The organism is Streptococcus oralis (assembly GCF_023109005.1).
Lineage (GTDB): Bacteria > Bacillota > Bacilli > Lactobacillales > Streptococcaceae > Streptococcus > Streptococcus oralis_BU.
The window spans coordinates 457,166-473,975 of the sequence record NZ_JALDTU010000001.1 but is presented as its reverse complement, the minus strand read 5'-3'; the positions used below and the strand labels follow the sequence as shown (position 1 = coordinate 473,975).

At 42.2% G+C, this 16,810-nt stretch carries 16 protein-coding genes and 1 pseudogene; 7 read left to right on the top strand and 10 right to left on the bottom strand.

The genetic code is table 11. The annotated features are described in order from the left end of the window. Nucleotides 1-78: 78 nt before the first annotated feature. Nucleotides 79-297 (top strand): annotated as a pseudogene (locus M1F56_RS02225) (amino acid ABC transporter substrate-binding protein); the annotation flags it as partial. Between the two features lie 64 nt (nt 298-361). On the opposite strand, the gene M1F56_RS02220 reads toward M1F56_RS02225, so the two are convergent. The 7 genes from M1F56_RS02220 to recJ form a co-directional block, all read right to left on the bottom strand. After that, entirely contained in the window at nt 362-1,195 is an 834-nt protein-coding gene (locus M1F56_RS02220; protein ID WP_247916717.1) for a metallophosphoesterase family protein, read from the bottom strand. Next, nucleotides 1,192-1,797, bottom strand: a complete 606-nt coding sequence (locus M1F56_RS02215) for a hypothetical protein (RefSeq protein WP_247916716.1) — start codon at nt 1,795-1,797, stop codon at nt 1,192-1,194. The genes M1F56_RS02220 and M1F56_RS02215 overlap by 4 nt, the downstream gene beginning before the upstream one ends. 24 nt (nt 1,798-1,821) lie before the next feature. Next, nucleotides 1,822-3,645 carry an excinuclease ABC subunit UvrC gene (gene uvrC, locus M1F56_RS02210; protein WP_247916715.1) on the bottom strand — a complete coding sequence of 608 codons (1,824 nt, stop codon included), beginning with the start codon at nt 3,643-3,645 and terminating at the stop codon, nt 1,822-1,824. A gap of 101 nt (nt 3,646-3,746) precedes the next feature. After that, nucleotides 3,747-4,448: a M57 family metalloprotease gene (locus M1F56_RS02205; RefSeq protein WP_084853692.1), complete on the bottom strand. Its 702-nt coding sequence runs from the start codon at nt 4,446-4,448 to the stop codon at nt 3,747-3,749. A gap of 104 nt (nt 4,449-4,552) precedes the next feature. Next, entirely contained in the window at nt 4,553-5,332 is a 780-nt protein-coding gene (locus M1F56_RS02200; protein ID WP_247916714.1) for an alpha/beta hydrolase, read from the bottom strand. Nucleotides 5,333-5,400: 68 nt separating this feature from the next. Continuing rightward, nucleotides 5,401-7,062 carry a ribonuclease J gene (locus tag M1F56_RS02195; RefSeq protein ID WP_247916713.1) on the bottom strand — a complete coding sequence of 554 codons (1,662 nt, stop codon included), beginning with the start codon at nt 7,060-7,062 and terminating at the stop codon, nt 5,401-5,403. 173 nt (nt 7,063-7,235) lie between these two features. Further along, nucleotides 7,236-9,458: a single-stranded-DNA-specific exonuclease RecJ gene (gene recJ, locus M1F56_RS02190; protein ID WP_247916753.1), complete on the bottom strand. Its 2,223-nt coding sequence runs from the start codon at nt 9,456-9,458 to the stop codon at nt 7,236-7,238. 177 nt (nt 9,459-9,635) lie between these two features. On the opposite strand from recJ, the gene M1F56_RS02185 reads away from it, so the two are divergent. The 5 genes from M1F56_RS02185 (at nt 9,636) to M1F56_RS02165 (ending at nt 13,470) form a co-directional block, all read left to right on the top strand. Then, nucleotides 9,636-10,394, top strand: coding sequence for an amino acid ABC transporter ATP-binding protein (locus M1F56_RS02185; RefSeq protein WP_247916712.1), 759 nt, complete (start codon nt 9,636-9,638; stop codon nt 10,392-10,394). A 10-nt stretch (nt 10,395-10,404) separates the two neighbouring features. Further along, a complete protein-coding gene (locus tag M1F56_RS02180) occupies nt 10,405-11,199 on the top strand; it encodes a transporter substrate-binding domain-containing protein (RefSeq protein WP_247916711.1) in 795 nt (264 codons plus the stop codon). Between the two features lie 12 nt (nt 11,200-11,211). After that, a complete protein-coding gene (locus tag M1F56_RS02175) occupies nt 11,212-11,889 on the top strand; it encodes an amino acid ABC transporter permease (protein WP_084939222.1) in 678 nt (225 codons plus the stop codon). 9 nt (nt 11,890-11,898) lie between these two features. Next, a complete protein-coding gene (locus M1F56_RS02170; protein ID WP_096421834.1) occupies nt 11,899-12,558 on the top strand; it encodes an amino acid ABC transporter permease in 660 nt (219 codons plus the stop codon). 129 nt (nt 12,559-12,687) lie between these two features. Continuing rightward, a complete protein-coding gene (locus M1F56_RS02165; protein ID WP_247916710.1) occupies nt 12,688-13,470 on the top strand; it encodes a nucleotidyltransferase domain-containing protein in 783 nt (260 codons plus the stop codon). A 286-nt stretch (nt 13,471-13,756) separates the two neighbouring features. Here the strand turns inward: M1F56_RS02165 and M1F56_RS02160 are convergent, their stop codons facing one another. From M1F56_RS02160 to M1F56_RS02150, 3 genes are all read right to left on the bottom strand, one after another. Then, on the bottom strand, nt 13,757-14,779 hold the full coding sequence (locus tag M1F56_RS02160) for a YdcF family protein (RefSeq protein ID WP_247916709.1): 1,023 nt from the start codon (nt 14,777-14,779) through the stop codon (nt 13,757-13,759). A gap of 67 nt (nt 14,780-14,846) precedes the next feature. After that, entirely contained in the window at nt 14,847-15,284 is a 438-nt protein-coding gene (locus tag M1F56_RS02155) for an Rrf2 family transcriptional regulator (protein ID WP_001167382.1), read from the bottom strand. A gap of 72 nt (nt 15,285-15,356) precedes the next feature. Next, nucleotides 15,357-16,199, bottom strand: coding sequence for a metallophosphoesterase family protein (locus M1F56_RS02150; RefSeq protein ID WP_247916708.1), 843 nt, complete (start codon nt 16,197-16,199; stop codon nt 15,357-15,359). 197 nt (nt 16,200-16,396) lie between these two features. On the opposite strand from M1F56_RS02150, the gene M1F56_RS02145 reads away from it, so the two are divergent. Then, the gene (locus tag M1F56_RS02145) at nt 16,397-16,771 is read left to right on the top strand and encodes a hypothetical protein (RefSeq protein WP_247916707.1); all 375 of its coding nucleotides are present in this window, start codon (nt 16,397-16,399) and stop codon (nt 16,769-16,771) included. Nucleotides 16,772-16,810 lie beyond the last annotated feature (39 nt).

The following is a 16,810-nucleotide window of genomic DNA, read 5'->3' as shown; positions in this document are numbered from 1 at the left end:
TTTTACCGAATTATTGAAGCTAAAAAGGTCATTGAGTTCACTATTTATAAAATCTTTAATAACTCTATCGAAAATTTTCAAAAATTTATCCAAGACCGTGGTTTAGACTTGAATGTGGCTGACTTGGAAAGCAATGACAATCCAAATAACTACATTATCTTCTCAAGCGACGAAAAAGAATTTAAAGAACAATTTGACAAGGTCCTTAAAGAACTCTACCAAGACGGAACCCTTGAAAAACTCAGCAAGACCTATCTTGGTGGTTCTTACCTACCAGATCAGTCTCAATTACGATAAGATACATTAAAAACGATTGGCTCGTCCAATCGTTTTATTTAGTATCTGTTAATTAAAGCAACTCTTACAAAAAATCAAAATAATCCTTCACATCCTCTACATACCCATGCTTTTCGATTAAACTAGCTAAGAGTTCCAGATTGTGCCCCCGATAGTTGTCATCTCGGCGTAGTTCTTCATACATTTCGATAAAGGGAAGCCCCTTGGACTTGGCCAATTCTAACTCCGCTTCATAATCATAAGAAACTTTTCGGAATAGAATATTTACCAATTCTCCATCTTCTACTTCTATCACGGCATACTGGGCACGGTGATTTTTTAACGCCTCCCAATCAAAATAGGGCATGCCAATCGTACCTGGATTGATAATTTGTTGCCCTTGACTTCCATAACGAAGCAACTGCTTGTGGACATGACCATAGATTGCCACATCCGTTTCCTCGTCTAGGAGTTGGTCAAATTTATCTGTGTTATTCCCAACAGACAAGTCGCCACCATAGTTCTTATTTGGCAAATTATGAGAGAGAGAAAAGCGCAGTCCATCAACTTCTTTCTTTTCTAGCATAGGTAAACTTCGTATCCAGACAATCGTTGCAGGGTCCATTCGCTCCATCAAAAACTGGGTCAATCGCATGAGCTGGATTTCCTGTGGGTCTTCTAAGCCATATTGCCCATCTAAAGCCTCTAAGACACAATCATCCCAATTGCCTCGAACACTTGCTGTGATAGGAAGTTCCTTTAACAGAGCGACCAAGTCATTTGCACCTGGACCAGGTAGAAAAATATCTCCCAGAAGCCAATATTCACTGGCTCCTTGAGTTTTAGCATCTGCAATCACTGCTTCTAGTGCAGTCACATTGCCATGAATATCTGATAAAATTGCGATTTTATGGTTCATGATGGTTTTCCTTTTTCTATTTCATCTAGCCAATTGTGAAACTCCCAACGAAGAGGAGCTTCCTTGCCTATTCTTTGCCTCAAATGTTCTTGATATTGAAGATAGAAAGCGTAATCTCCCCAACTACTCCACACTTGAGAAGGTCTTGGGATACACAACTGTTTGTTCGCCCTCTCTAACACGATGTTATCTATCGGTACGTGTAAAAAAGGAAAAACGGAGTCTAGGGTTACAGCTTCAAGCATATACAGATACTTGAAAGTCATATTAATCCACTTTTGAGCATGACCATAAGTAAATCGAATCCCATTTGAGCGATAGCAATCTATCAGAACATCACAAGTCCTATGATGCCAACTATCAAAATCAGTTTGACACAGCTTGTCCCGATTCAAGAGATTTAAAATCGCTTCTTTGATACACTTAGAGGCCCGATTTCTCATCTCCAAGCGCTGTTCATCTAGCATGCCATGAAATCGCAAGGTTCGATTAAAATCAAGATAGGCTCGAGTAGTTGCAGCCAAAAATAAATCTTTTGAATTCCCAAAGTAAGCAAATCGTAAAAAAAGGAGTATATCTCTGTCAATCTCAATCCTATTCATTTCTTCTACTTTCTATCTAGATACTTATTCCAATTCTTTTAATGGTTCCGCCACTTGAGCCAACTCCACTGCTTCCTGCGGATTCAACTTGATTTGCACGGCTTCTGCGACAGCTCTTGGTACCCCAACTTCGACAATCTCATCCACACTGGCTTCCTTGATTTTAGTCAAAGATTTGAAATGCTTCATGAGATTTTGCTTGCGTTTAGGTCCCAGTCCTTCAATTCCATCCAGTTGTGATGAAAAGGAATTTTTGGAGCGCAGTTGGCGATGGAAAGTGATAGCAAAGCGGTGCACCTCATCCTGGATGCGTTGGAGGAGGAAAAATTCCTGAGAATTACGAGACAACTCCACCACCTCAAGCGGATCTCCAAAGAGCAGCTCATGGGTTTGGTGCTTGTCATTTTTTTGCAGCCCAGCAATCGGAATGTCCAAGCCCAGCTCCTCTTGAATGACTTGCTTAGCGATATTGACCTGACCTTGTCCCCCATCGATGACAATCAAATCTGGCGGAGTTAAACCATCACGTTGAACTCGACCATAACGTCTGCGGATAACTTCTCTCATACTGGCATAGTCGTCTGGTCCAACCACCGTCTTGATTTTGTACTTACGGTAATCTTTTTTACTTGGTTTACCATTGACAAAGACCACCATGGCAGACACCGGACTGGTCCCCATGATATTGGAGTTGTCGAAGGACTCAATGCGAACCGGAGTTGGTATTTGAAGCAAGCGTCCTAGATTTTCAATAGCTCCTTGTGTCTTTTCGACAGATTTTTCTAGCAGATTGAACTTCTGCTCCAGGCTAACACGGGCATTTTTTATAGCTAGATTGACCAGCTGTTTTTTCTCACCACGCTGGGGCTTGAGAATCTTGGTATCCACCAAGGCCTTGACAGCTTCTTCATCGATATCTTGTGGAATCAATACCTCGTTGGGAACTAGGTGGGATTTTTCTTGATAGAATTGTCCTACATAGGTCAAAAAGTCCTCGTCCGGATCGTTGTAGTAAGGGAAGAGATTGACATCCCGCTCAATGAGCTTGCCTTGACGGACAAAGAAAACCTGGACACACATCCAGCCCTTATCCACATAGTAGCCAAAGACGTCACGATTTTGCAAATCTTTGGCCATGACCCGTTGCTTGGTCCGAAGTGTTCCAATGGCCTGAATCAAATCACGGTATTCCGCCGCCCGTTCAAACTCCATACTTTGTGCTGCCTTTACCATCTTCCCCTTGAGATCATCGATGATTTTGTCATCCTGTCCTTTTAGAAAATCAGAAACCTCCTGAGCCATGGACTTGAAATAGGCCTCATCTTTTTTACAGATGGTATGGGCCATACATTGGCCGATATGGTAGTAAAAACAGACCTTAGAAGGTGGATTGGTACACTTACGAAAAGGGAAAATCCGATCCAGTAGTCGCTTGATTTCATTAGCTGCCCCCACATCTGGATAAGGGCCAAAATAAAGACCTCCGTCCTTTTTGACCTGACGGGTGATAATAAGCCGTGGATAGCGCTCATTGGTGATTTTGATAAAAGGATAGGACTTATCATCCTTGAGCATGATATTGTACTTGGGCTTGTTTTCCTTGATGAGGTTGATTTCCAGCAGAAGGGCCTCGATATTAGACTCGGTAACGATAAATTCAAAATCTACAATCTCAGATACCAGAGCTTCCGTCTTGGTATCATGACTGCCACGGAAATAGGACCGCACGCGATTGCGCAGATTTTTAGCCTTTCCTACATAGATAATAGTACCATTTTTATCCTTGTGAATGTAGCAACCAGGGCTGGTTGGTAAGAGCTCTAGTTTTGATTTGATCAAGTTGTTCATAGTTCCATTATAGCAAAAAGGCCGTAACAGGACGAACAAAAAGCCCCACCGATCACTTGATGGAGGAGCTTTGATTTTATTTTAGATTGTACCAACTTCAGCTAGTCGCTACTGGTATAGAGTTCTTGAACAGCTTTCACATCCCGAGGCTGAATTCCATAGTAGGAACCTGCTGGCTGCATGACAGAAGTTTCGTTGGTATGATCCAATCCGATGGCATGCCCCAGCTCGTGCTCCGCCGTGTGCACAATCCGTTCATAAGAATAACCATAGTTTGGATTGGATAGATAATAGTGATTCAGGCGAACCGTTACAGATATAAATTGTTTGGTTAACAAATTGGTTTGACTCTCGGCTTGACCTGCTACAGCGGTCGATCCATCATTCATCTCACTTGCCACAATATCTGCCTGGCTAGGATCCGCAACCACCTCAAAGGTAAAGGCTCCCGTTTGATTCCAGTTTTTTATGGCTTCTGCATAGGCACCTTGGAAGGTTTCATCCATTTGAGGCTCAATATAGATGCGAGCTGAGGCCTGAGCCCACTTGCCTTCTGCATGTTGGTGACTGTCTGTCTGAGACAAGACTTCCAGCGTTCCCGTCTCCTTCCATTGATTCCAGCCACCTTGACCAATCTTGCTCATTTTTTCAACCTGATTGACCGCAGAATGAAAATCACCTGTCAGATACCAAACCACTCCAAAGGCAATGAGAAGTAGAATAACAACAGTCCAAACCAGACGCCAGAAGAAACGCCAAATTCCCAACAGAAATCGGAAGAATAATCGAATAATCCAGAACATGACGTCCCACCTTTCATAAAAATAAGAACCTATCTTGAAATCACATTCTCCTTGATCAAGATAGATTCTCTATTTTACTGAAGAAAGCTGAAAGAAACCTAAAACTAAGATAAGCGCTCTTCCAAGACAAAGTCAATTGGTAGAGTAGCCAAAAAACGTTCCAATTGTTTTTCCCAGTAGTACCACTCGTGCTTACCTGGACTGTGACTATAGGTTACTTCAAAACCAAGCTTTTTGAGGTTTTTCACTGCGAGATTATTGGCAGAGTAGAGATAGTCTTGCTCCCCACACCAAGCCCATAGTTTGGTCTTTTGATCGGACTTTGCAGCCATGCTTTCAAGCGAATGAGGACTAGCTGTCCAGTCTTTGATTTCTCCAAAAACTCCTCTCCAGTAGGCAAGCGATCCCAAATCCTGACTTTCAGGAGAGAATTCCTGAAAACTGAGTGCACCAGAAAAACTAGCCGCATGAGAAAAACGATCGGTTGCGAGAGCCAGCTTGAAGGAACCATAGCCACCCATGGAGAGACCTGCTATGAAGGTTTTTTCTCGCTTGCTGGTCATATTGGGGAAGAAACGTTTCATGACTTGGGGGAGTTCTTCTGCTAGAGCAGTATAGTAGTTATAGCCATACTGAGTATCTGTGTACCAGCCATTGCTAGTATTGGGCATAATGACAATGAGATTGGTTCCACGCAACAAGCGTTCGACATTGGTACGTTTGAGCCAGCTATTTTGATTTCCTGACATTCCGTGCAAAAGGTAAAGAACAGGAATATCTGTGCAATCTGGTTCAGTCACCCGACTAGCATCTGGATAGAGTACGGTAACACCCCACTCCATATCCAAAACTTCTGAGTAATACTCAATATTCATAACTGCCATGAATCTCTCCTTTTACTATTCTATAAGAAAAAACCGAATTTCGACTTTTTCTGTAGGTATTCTGCTTATTATTTTGCTTCCATCACGACTGGCAAGATTGCTGGGCGACGCTTGGTTTGATCAAAGAGGTACTTGGTCAGATTGTCACGAACCTTGCCTTTGAGATCTGCCCAATCAAAGTCATCACCTTGAAGATACTCTTCTACCGTTTGGTTAATCAATTCGGAACTTTCACGGAGAATGTCGCGACTCTTCTTAAGGTAGATAAATCCACGCGTGTGAACACGAGCCTTAGCCACAATCTTCTTCTCACGACGGTTAACAGTGATGGCCACGATAAAGATTCCATCCTCTGACAAGACCTTACGGTCGCGAAGAACGACATTCCCAACATCACCAATGGCATTTCCATCAATCATGACATCGCCTGCAGAAACTGCTGCAGATGGGACGAAGTCTCCATGTTCATAGGACATGGTCGTTCCCTTTTTAGGGATGAAAATACGCTCTGGCAACATTCCAACTGCCATGGCAGCCTTGGCATGCGCATCCAACTCACGGTACTCCCCTTGGATAGGGAAAAGATATTTCGGTTGCAAAAGATTGATCATCAACTGCAAATCACGCGCATTTCCGTGTCCTGATACTCGCAAACTCTGGGTAATGAGTTTTACCACACCACCAGCTTGGTAAATCATATTTTCAACGCGAGCCACAACCGCTTCTTTGGCAGTGGATGGAGTTGTTACAATATAAACCAAGTCCCCATCCTTGATTTCTACATAACGGTGGCGTCCAATGGACATCTTACGAAGTCCATTGATAGGCTCCCCCATACGACCAGTCTCAAGGATAATCAACTCATGGTCTTCAAATCGAGACATTTCTTTGGGTTTGATCAAGAGACTTTCGTTGGCTAGAGACAATTTCTTGAGGCGAATCGCTGTTCGGACAATATTTTCAACATCAAAACCAGTCAGAACAACTCGGCGACCTGTATCTGCAGCTGCATCAAAAACCTGCTGGATACGAGAGAGGTTGCTGGCAACTGCCGCAACGATGATACGACCTTCCCAGTCCGCAATGGTCTGCGTAATCTCGTCTCCAACTTCACTCTCGCTCGCCACCTGTATATTGCTATCCGCATTCGCAGAATCACTGAGAAGCGCCAAGACACCCTCACGACCGATTTCTGCCAAACGGGCAAAATCCGTCGCATAGGATTTACTAGCCGTCTGGTCAAACTTGAAGTCACCTGTATAAACAATGCTGCCTTTGGGAGTTTTCAAGACGACTCCCAAACTTTCTGGGATGGAGTGAGTTGTACGGAAGAAGGAAACTACAGTTCCTCCAAAGTCAATCTCCGTATTTTCATCAATGACATGGAAGTCATTGAATTTCTTAACCGTATCATTTCCTTTGACAAAGAGTTTTGCCAACTCGATGGTCAACTCAGAGCCAAATACAGGCACCTTAGCCTCTGCCAAGAGATAAGGCAGGGCACCAATGGCATCCGCATGCCCGTGAGTCAAGAAGACCCCAGCGATACGGTCGCTATTTTCAAAAAGGTAATCCATGTTTGGAATGACGACATCAACCCCCAGTTGTTCATTTTCAGGGTATTTAAGCCCCGCATCTAAAACAAAAATTGAATCGCCAATCTCAGCAATGTACATATTTTTCCCGTTTTCACGCACACCACCTAGTGTTGTTAAACTGATATTACTCATTTCCCCTCCGAAACTTAATTCATCTTGATTATAGGGTGAATTCACCCTCTTATTCTAAAAGTTCTAAAACTTTCAGCCGAATCTTTTCCTACCATTATACCATTTTTTTGATGATTTTCAAAATGAAGATTTGTTTTCAAAAAAGAGCTGGTTGCCCAACTCTTTCCTAACTTCTACTCTTTTCTCATCAAAAAGTTATAAATTTCTTGCACTGTTCCCAGCGCCATCATTTCTTGATTTTTTACAGTTTGTTTGAGATTTTGATATATCTGACTGTCAGCGATTTCCCTTTTCGGCGCTTCTTTATTGACCGTCATGACACCATCTTTGATAGTTACAAAGCCCAGTTCCTCAAATACTTGAATCATCTTGACCAGCAAGATTTGTTGGATATTGAGATAAGATGCTAAATCCTTCAGCTTATAGCGAATATCGAACTCTGGGAACTGGTAGATGGTCTTGTACAATTTGGCAAACTGCTCTCTAGTCCCATAACCTGTTAGATAGTAAGCCTTGTCAATGTCGTTCTTGAAATAGACTGCAGAGAAATTTTGTTCCTGAAAAATGCTCTTCAGCAGGGTAATATCCTCAGGAATGGTTTTCACAACAACCGCTTCACTGGTCGCTAGATCTGGCAACCCTCCAGAGAAATCCAAGACTGGAACCCCTTCTGGCAAGACTGCGTTCTTCCCACGAATGTTAAAGAGTTGAACACCTTCCACACGCGCATCTACCATCATCAACTGGAGGGCAGTTTGGCCATTCCATTGATTAACAGACAAGGTGACTGCCAATTCTAAGTTTTTTGTTTGAGCAAACTCTGTCGCCCATCTACCTTGTCCGAAGGCTACCACTTCAAAACTCGCCTCACCCTTAGAAATTTTCAGTTTGAGGTGAGCATTGCCTGCTCCCATGGTTCTAGCACTTTCGACCTGAAAATCCTTGATATAAAAGACCGGTTTCTGATTGTCCATTCCAAAAGGTGCCAAACGTTCAAAACTTTTAACCGTTTCTAAGCTAAGTTTCTCCAAGTCCAACTCTTCATCTAGATTTAACTTATTCTTGCCACTAGCATCTGCACCTTTTTCACGGACGTAGTCTTCCAAAACCTGAGATAAATCTGAAAGTTTCTCCACTTCCAGCGTCATCCCTGCAGCACCAGCATGGCCGCCAAAGGCGATAAAGAGGTCTCGATGGGGATCCAAAGCTTCAAAAATATCGACCGCTTCCACACTACGAGCGCTACCCTTGGCACGACCATCTTCTATATTCAGAACGATAACTGTCTGCCCTAGCTCTTCCAACAAACGACCAGCAACGATACCCAGAACGCCAGGATTCCAGCCTTCCTTGGCCAAGACCTGGACCTTCTTTTCAGGATCCACCATGGTCTTAGCTTCTTCATAGATAGATTGGACGATTTCCTTACGTTCTTCGTTTTTCTGATGAATCATGAGGGCAATCTCATGCGCTTCCTCGTCGTCAAATCCAGTCAGCAAATCAATAGCTGGATTAGGATCGTCCAAGCGCCCTAAGGCATTTAAACGAGGGGCAATCTGAAAGCCAACCGTTTCTTCTGTCACTTCGTTAGCAGCAATCCCAGCCATGTCCAGCATTTCTTGCAGACCGATGCGCTGAGTATGCCCCAACATTTCCAGACCATATTGAACCATGATACGGTTTTCATCCGTCAAACTCACCATATCTGCAATAGTTCCGATAGCTACCAAATCCAGTAGTTCCACTTGGACTTCCTCTAAAAGAGCACAAGCTAACTTAAAGGCCACTCCACATCCGGCCAACTGTTTGAAAGGATAGTCCGCGTCTGGATGTTCGGGATGAACGATGGCATAGGCATCTGGCAAGATTTCAGGCATGGAATGATGGTCGGTCACAATGACATCTACTCCCATAGACTGGGCCAGTTCAATGGCCTCGTGACCAGCAACTCCATTGTCCACTGTCACAATCAAGGAAATTCCCTCTTGCTCGATAAAGTATTTATAGACACTGGCATTGGGACCATAGCCATCGGTAAAACGATTTGGCAGATAAACTCGGCACTCGGCGCCAAGCTGTTCCAAACTTTCCTTAACAATAGAAGCTGAAGTCATTCCATCCGCATCGTAGTCTCCATAGATGAGAATGTTTTCCCCTTCTTCAATGGCCTGACGAATCCGTGCCACTGCCTTATCCATATCATGGAGCAGATAGGGATCATGTAAGTCCTCTAAAGAAGGTTCTAAAAATTTTTTCAGACTTTCTTCATCCTGAATCCCTCTTTCAAATAATAACCGAGCCACTTCAGGACCCAGTCCAGCCTTCTTGGCTATCTTTGTAAAATCCGCATCTTCTACCTGCGGGGCAAACTGCCATTCATAAGTAGGAGTTATCAAAAAAACATCCACTCTTTCTAAGAATTCTATCGTTTCATTATAACATGATTTAGGCATTTTCTCTATCCAGATTGCTTTTTTATAAAATTTTAGTGAATTTTTTTCAGATATGATTTGACAAGGCAAATCTTTTGTTGTAAAATCGTGTTATAAAATCTAACACAAAGGAGATCTCTCATGGCTTTAGTAGAATTTAAACACGTCGAAAAATATTACGGAGACTACCACGCACTCCGCGACATCAATCTCCGTTTTGAAAAAGGACAAGTTGTTGTCCTGCTTGGACCTTCTGGTTCTGGGAAGTCCACTCTTATCCGTACGATTAATGGTTTAGAGGCTATTGATAAAGGAAGTCTCCTCGTCAATGGACACCAAGTAGCAGGTGCTAGCCAGAAAGATTTAGTTCCTCTTCGTAAGGAAGTCGGCATGGTTTTCCAGCATTTTAACCTTTATCCACACAAAACGGTGTTAGAAAACGTAACACTTGCGCCCGTAAAAGTTCTAGGAATTGATAAAAAAGAAGCTGAAAAAACAGCCCAAAAATATCTGGAATTTGTAAATATGTGGGACAAGAAAGATTCCTATCCAGCCACGCTTTCTGGTGGACAAAAACAACGAATTGCCATCGCACGTGGACTTGCTATGCATCCTGAACTCCTCCTCTTTGATGAGCCAACATCTGCTCTTGACCCTGAAACCATCGGCGATGTTCTAGCGGTTATGCAAAAATTGGCCCATGATGGTATGAATATGATTGTCGTTACTCATGAAATGGGCTTTGCCCGTGAAGTTGCGGACCGCATCATCTTTATGGCTGACGGAGAGGTTTTAGTAGATACGACAGATGTCGACGACTTTTTCGACAATCCGAGCGAACCTCGTGCCCAACAATTCCTCAGCAAAATCATCAACCACGAAAGTGACAAAGTCAAATAAGGAGGCGCCTATGAAAAAGAAATTCTTTTTATCCGCATTATTGATTAGCCTTTTCAGTCTTGCTGCTGCCAAACCAGTCCAAGCTGATACTAGCGTCGCAGACATTCAAAAAAGAGGCGAACTGGTTGTTGGTGTCAAACAAGATGTTCCCAATTTTGGTTACAAAGATCCCAAGACAGGGACTTATTCTGGTATCGAAACCGACTTAGCCAAGATGATTGCAGACGAACTCAAGGTCAAGATTCGCTACGTTCCAGTTACCGCTCAAACCCGCGGACCACTATTAGACAATGAACAGGTCGACATGGATATCGCAACCTTCACCATCACAGAAGAACGTAAAAAACTCTACAACTTTACCAGTCCCTACTATACGGACGCTTCTGGCTTTTTGGTCAACAAATCTGCCAACATTAAAAGCATTGAGGGCCTAAACGGAAAAACCATTGGGGTTGCCCAAGGATCCATCACCCAACGCTTGATTACCGAACTGGGTAAAAAGAAAGGTCTAACCTTTAAATTTGTCGAACTTGGTTCCTACCCAGAATTGATTACTTCCCTTCACGCTCACCGTATTGATGCCTTTTCCGTGGATCGCTCTATCCTATCTGGTTACATCAGTAAACGAACAGAATTGCTAGATGATAGTTTCAAGCCATCTGACTACGGTATCGTTACCAAGAAATCAAATACCGAGCTAAACGACTATCTCGATAACTTGGTTACCAAATGGAGCAAGGATGGCAGTTTGCAAAAACTTTATGACCGTTACAAGCTCAAACCATCTAGCCATACTGCAGATTAAGGAGGACACCCCATGACAGATTTATCATCTTGGACAGCCTATTTTCAGGATCTTGGACAATTTTTCAATGGCTTCCTCTTTACTCTTGCCCTAGCAATCGGATCCTTTATCCTCGCCATGGTCTTGGGTATCTTCTTTGGAGCCATGTCAACTAGCAAGCGCCCAATTTTGCGCATTTTAGCTCGCATCTTTGTCGAATTTTACCAAAATACTCCCCTCTTGGTGCAGTTTGTCATCGTCTTCTATGGTTTGCCTCTTATCAGTGACCATACCATCATGATTCCGATTTATTGGACAGCTGTTCTCTGCGTCGGACTTTATCACGGTGCCTATATTGCTGAGGTTATTCGTTCAGGGATTCAGTCCATCCCTAATGGTCAGATGGAGGCCGCCTTATCACAAGGTTTCACCTATATCAGTGCCATGCGATTGATTATCTTGCCTCAGGCCTTCCGTATCATTCTCCCTCCTTTGACCAACCAAATCGTCAACCTTATCAAGAATACTTCAACGGTTGCTGTCATCTCTGGGGTGGACTTGATGTTTGTGACCAAGTCTTGGTCAGCTCTCAACGGAAACTACATCCCAGCCTTTCTAGGTGCTGCCTTACTCTACTTTGCCCTATGCTTCCCTGTCGCCCAATTTGGTCGCAAGATGGAGCAAGCCAATAAAAAAGCCTATTCACTTTAGGAGGTTACTATGGAATCTATTTTAGAAGTTTTGACCCCAGATAACCTAGCCTTTATCTTTAAAGGATTTGGCTTGACCCTCTACATTTCTCTAATTGCTATCGTCCTCTCGACCCTTATCGGAACAGTACTAGCCGTCATGAGAAATGGGAAAAATCCTGTCTTACGGATCATCTCCAGCATTTATATCGAGTTTGTACGTAACGTTCCCAACCTTCTCTGGATTTTCACCATCTTTTTAGTTTTCAAGATGAAGTCCACACCAGCAGGTATTACTGCTTTTACCCTTTTTACCTCAGCAGCCCTAGCTGAGATTATCCGAGGCGGTCTCAACGCCGTGGACAAGGGACAGTACGAAGCTGGAATGTCTCAGGGATTTACCTCCATACAAATCCTCTACTACATCATTCTCCCACAAGCTATCCGTAAAATGCTGCCAGCTATCATTTCTCAGTTTGTAACTGTGATTAAGGATACCAGTCTTCTTTACTCTGTTATCGCTCTACAAGAACTCTTTGGCGCCAGCCAAATTCTCATGGGACGCTATTTCGAACCAGAGCAGGTCTTCAGTCTTTATATCCTGATTGCCTTGATTTACTTTATCTTTAACTTTGCCATTTCTAGCCTGTCTCATAAGCTAGCAAAACGTTGGCAACAAGCCGCAGAATAAAAAAGAAATGTGAACTCAAAACAAGGGTTCACATTTTTTGCTATAAATGAAAAAGAGTAACTCAATGCTATGCAAACGTTTTACTTTTTGGTAAAATGACTTTAAAACCCTAAAGCAAGGAGAAAAATCATGATCCACGAACTTTGCAAAGAATTCTCTCAACTGGAACAAGTAGAAGCTATCGCTCTTGGTGGTTCACGTGCAGGACAAGACTACGATCAAAATTCTGACTATGATGTCTATGTCTATCTTAACTCACCTATTGACGAGAAAACTCGTCAAATCATTCTTAGCAACTATTGCTCCTATATGGAAATTGGAAACCAGTTTTGGGAATTAGAGGATGACTGCGTACTAAACAACGGTATCGAAATCGAGTTGATTTATCGTTCGCTGGAGTCGTTTGAACAAGAATTGAACTCAACCATTTTTCAACACAAAGCTCAAAATGCTTATACAACTTGCATGTGGCATAATCTACTCCACAGCAAGATTCTATACGACACGAATGGACACTATGCTTCTCTCCAAAGAACTTACCAGATTCCCTATCCACAGGAACTCAAAAAGCATATCATCGAAAGGCAACTCCTTTTGCTAGACCAAGCCATGCCTGCCTTCTCTCACCAAATAGAAAAAGCTATCAAACGCCAAGATCTTCTCAGTATGAATCACCGCTCAAGTGAATTTTTTGCTTCCTACTTTGACTTGTTGTTTGCGCTCAATGAGCAAACCCATCCTGGTGAAAAACGGATGCTGGAGTACGCAAAGGCCCATTGTACTCTCCTCCCTAAGCAATTTGAAGAAACTATTCGCAAGTATTTCCAACTACTCTATCAACCACAACAAGGAGAACAAGCGATCGTAACCTTGCAAACTATCCTGAAGGAACTAAAAGCCATTTTGCCATAGACCAAAAAGAAAATGTGAACCTCTGTTGCTGTTCACATTTTTATTTGTCGTTGACTGTAAAATTCTAGTCTACTCATATTCAGTTGCCTATTTTTGACTCTCTCCGAAAATCTGCAACTAGGTTAGAAATTGTTCAATTGATTGACGAGCAATCATGAAGCCGTTCCAAAAACCGCACTCACAATCACTTACCCTGCTCTTTCATTACTAGTGACAATTTTTCCCTTAGGGTTACTACAAGATTTTTTAGAGATTCTAACAAGAATTACAATATGAATTTTACATATTACCATAGAACACCTCTATAGGAGAAAATCAGAGCTAAAATCAACAAAACATAGAAAGCGATAAAAAGCCATCTCATCTTCACACATAGAGCAATATATTCTCTAATAAAGGCCGATGGAATATAGTAGGCAGCTGTACGGCAACCAAGGCCATCTCCCTTCATCCCAATACGGCGAGCATAGGTACTGGTACGAAAAACATGGTAATCATTGGTCACAAAGAGAAAACGTGGATTGGCCACCAGCTTCTCTCCCATTTCTTTTGAGAAGAGAAGATTCTCATAGGTTGTCGTTGAATCTTCCTCTAGGAGAATTGCTTCTCTCGGAACATCCGTCTCTTCCAACAAATAGTTACAAATTGCCTGAGCCTCGGAAATCTTCTCATCCCCTCCTCGACCACCACTAGCGATGATTTTAACATTGGGATTGAGAGACTGGTGATAAGCTTCTACTGCCTTATCAATACGACTCTTCAGTAAGGGAGTCACTTTTTCTCCATTCAACAAACCTGCTCCGTGAATGATAATAAAATCATAATATTTTTTCTTAGGAATAAAAAGATACAGGATAGAATAAAGCAGAAATCCTGCAAAGGCAAAACCAAAAATCAAATACGAATAAATCAAAAAGAAAAAGATAATATTCACTAGATGATTGGTGTAAAACAAGCCCTTGGTATCGCTCACTCGAATCGCCATGATCACAAAAAAGAATAGAATCACACAACCTAATCCTAGAGACAAATAATTTGCCTTGGATTTTCCTTCTTTTTTCAATAACACAAATCCATTATAAATAAGGAAAAAACCACTTAGAAAAACTAAAAGAGGCAGCAGGAGAAAAATCCCTGCAAAGAAAACCATGTGCACTTCTTTCTGTCCAGCTTCGTAAAAAAGATTGGCAATGGACATATAAGAAAAGAGCAGAGACAAAAGTAAGAGAGCTGGATTCCAGAGACTGCGATTGTCCCTTAAAAACGAAACGAGAAAAAGTAGGACAAAAAATCCTGTGATAAAGTACATAGTCTCCTCCTTTGATGACTACATTGTACCATAATTGTGGCAATAGAAAAAGAGGAGCCTAGCCCTCTTATTTTACAATTCTTGCTTCTGCATCTGCCACAACCTGAGCCAGACTCATCTGACGAAGTTGATTTTCCATAGCTACTTGGATATCCAGCAATTTCTGATCCAAGACCTTATGAATATTAGCCCCTACTGGACAGTTAGGATTGGGATTGTCATGGAAACTAAAGAGCTTACCAGATTTTCCTAAACATTCGACTGCCTGATAAACATCAAAAAGGCTAATATCTTGGAGGTCTTTGATAATTTCGGTACCACCCGTCCCACGAGCAACTGAAATCAATCCTGCTTTTTTGAGTTGCGACAAAGTCTTACGGATAATGACTGGATTAACTCCAACGCTAGCTGCGAGAAAATCACTGGTCACCTTGCTTTCCCGGCCCTTGATAGCAATGATAATTAGCATATGGGTCGCAATGGTAAATCGACTTGAAATTTGCATTTTGTTCCCCTTTCACCTGAGATTCTCATCATCTCTCTTCTCATACTCATTATACCCCTTTTTGATGTCATGTCAATCATTACTACTATCTAACCATGCATCCAACTCAATATCATGCCCCTGTTCTTGGGCAATCTCATACAGAAGTTCCTGGTTATGAGTGTGGTGAATCCCATTTACCAAACTTTCATAATAGACCTGGAAATAGGGGAGCTTTAAATCTTTGGCCAACTGCAATTCAGCTTCTACATCATAGTCCACTCGACGAAAATCAACATCAGACAAACCTGCTTCATCAAACTCTAAAATCATATACTGGGCCCGTAGGTCCTTACGTAATCCCGCATCTAAAAAGAAGGGTTGTCCAATGGACCCTGGATTAAGAATCAACTGTCCATCACTTCCATAACGAAGCAACTGTTGGTGGATATGACCATATACTGCGATGGAGGCATGCGGTTCCGTCACTAATCTATCAAAATCTTCTTGTTTTCCCGTATGAATCAACTCCCTACCCCAGTTTTTATCAGGGAGATGGTGAGTGATTCCCACCATCAAATCACCAAACTGACGATGAACTTGCATGGGTTGATTGTGGAGGTCTTCGATTTCTTCAGGGCTGATTTCTTCTAATATATACTGGCATTGACGTAGGAGGTAGCGATGACTAGCTTTTGTCAAATCTAGCTTACGATGCAAACCTCGCCAGAGACTATTCTCCCAATTACCAAGAACTCTTACAGTGATAGGCAAAGCCGCTAAAAGATTCAATATCCTTCTACGTCCCGTTCCCGGCATAAGAATATCCCCCAAAAGCCAGTACTCATCTACCTTTGACTTTTTAGCATCAGCCAGTACAGCTTCCAAGGCTGTCGTATTCCCATGTATGTCTGAAAGAACTGCTATTTTCGTCATCCTTTCTCCTCTTTTCCTCTTACTTCTTTTGTTAGTATTATAGCAGAAAACACTCAAAAAGAGCACTATCACTACTCACTGGATTAACTTGTAAAGGCTTCCGAGACGTGCTATAATATAAGTAGAGAGTGCCCCTTCATTTAGGATTATGTGGTATTCAACCTCTCTCAATTTTTGTAGATTGGAGGACTATTGCCATGCGTAACTATCTTAAGTATCTCCCATACTACCTTGTCATTTTCTTCTTTTACTGGCCCCTCTATGAGCTATTCTCACTACTCATCACTGACCCATATACACTGAAGGGACTGTACATTTACAACATTCTCCTCTTTTCACCTTTGGCAACCTTCATCGTGTCCCTTCTTTATAGCTACCGTTTCCAATTCTCACTGTGGTGGCTGCTTGGTGTCGGATTGCTCTATTGCTTTACCATCATCACTTTTAATGAATTCATTCTCGTTTATTTCCTAGCTTATGAACTCTTTGCCCTACTTGGTATGGCTTCAGGTTCGGGTATTAAATACATGCTACAGCGAGGAAAAAATAAAAAACTTTCACAAAATCCTTGAAAAATCTCGCAATCATGCTATAATAATGCATAGAGACAA

Excerpts from the sequence above, each read along its gene's own strand:
- M1F56_RS02220 (WP_247916717.1), bottom strand. The coding sequence starts at position 1,195 with ATGAACCATAAAATCGCAATTTTATCAGATATTCATGGCAATGTGACT.
- M1F56_RS02215 (WP_247916716.1), bottom strand. The coding sequence starts at position 1,797 with ATGAATAGGATTGAGATTGACAGAGATATACTCCTTTTTTTACGATTT.
- uvrC (WP_247916715.1), bottom strand. The coding sequence starts at position 3,645 with ATGAACAACTTGATCAAATCAAAACTAGAGCTCTTACCAACCAGCCCT.
- M1F56_RS02205 (WP_084853692.1), bottom strand. The coding sequence starts at position 4,448 with ATGTTCTGGATTATTCGATTATTCTTCCGATTTCTGTTGGGAATTTGG.
- M1F56_RS02200 (WP_247916714.1), bottom strand. The coding sequence starts at position 5,332 with ATGGCAGTTATGAATATTGAGTATTACTCAGAAGTTTTGGATATGGAG.
- M1F56_RS02195 (WP_247916713.1), bottom strand. The coding sequence starts at position 7,062 with ATGAGTAATATCAGTTTAACAACACTAGGTGGTGTGCGTGAAAACGGG.
- M1F56_RS02185 (WP_247916712.1), top strand. The coding sequence starts at position 9,636 with ATGGCTTTAGTAGAATTTAAACACGTCGAAAAATATTACGGAGACTAC.
- M1F56_RS02180 (WP_247916711.1), top strand. The coding sequence starts at position 10,405 with ATGAAAAAGAAATTCTTTTTATCCGCATTATTGATTAGCCTTTTCAGT.
- M1F56_RS02175 (WP_084939222.1), top strand. The coding sequence starts at position 11,212 with ATGACAGATTTATCATCTTGGACAGCCTATTTTCAGGATCTTGGACAA.
- M1F56_RS02170 (WP_096421834.1), top strand. The coding sequence starts at position 11,899 with ATGGAATCTATTTTAGAAGTTTTGACCCCAGATAACCTAGCCTTTATC.
- M1F56_RS02165 (WP_247916710.1), top strand. The coding sequence starts at position 12,688 with ATGATCCACGAACTTTGCAAAGAATTCTCTCAACTGGAACAAGTAGAA.
- M1F56_RS02160 (WP_247916709.1), bottom strand. The coding sequence starts at position 14,779 with ATGTACTTTATCACAGGATTTTTTGTCCTACTTTTTCTCGTTTCGTTT.
- M1F56_RS02155 (WP_001167382.1), bottom strand. The coding sequence starts at position 15,284 with ATGCAAATTTCAAGTCGATTTACCATTGCGACCCATATGCTAATTATC.
- M1F56_RS02150 (WP_247916708.1), bottom strand. The coding sequence starts at position 16,199 with ATGACGAAAATAGCAGTTCTTTCAGACATACATGGGAATACGACAGCC.
- M1F56_RS02145 (WP_247916707.1), top strand. The coding sequence starts at position 16,397 with ATGCGTAACTATCTTAAGTATCTCCCATACTACCTTGTCATTTTCTTC.